The organism is Mesorhizobium sp. M2E.F.Ca.ET.219.01.1.1 (assembly GCF_004016445.2).
Taxonomy (GTDB): domain Bacteria; phylum Pseudomonadota; class Alphaproteobacteria; order Rhizobiales; family Rhizobiaceae; genus Mesorhizobium.
Map to the genome: position 1 here is coordinate 1 of NZ_SADT02000295.1, position 281 is coordinate 281.

Annotated in this window: 1 protein-coding gene; it reads left to right on the top strand. The window is 68.0% G+C overall.

From position 1 onward, the window contains the following. Positions 1-281 (top strand): alpha/beta hydrolase (locus EN862_RS35900; RefSeq protein WP_135913360.1); only part of this gene is annotated, 281 nt, incomplete at both ends.

Genomic DNA, 281 nt, shown 5'->3' on the forward strand with positions numbered 1-281 from the left:
GACTACGGGCCGGCCAAGCTGGACATCTACGCACGCGACGGCGCCAAGGGCGATCCGGTCGTCTTCTTCATCCATGGCGGCGCCTGGCGGCTCGGCAGCCGCGACAACGTCAACGCCAAGCCAGGTTTCCTGCTCGCCAGGGGCTTCCTGTTCGTCTCGATCGATTATCGCATGCTGCCTGGCGCCGATGTCGCCACCCAGGCGGGAGACGTCGAGAAGGCCTATGCCTATGTGCGCGCCAACACCGCCCGGCATGGCGGCGACCCCGACCGGATCGCGGC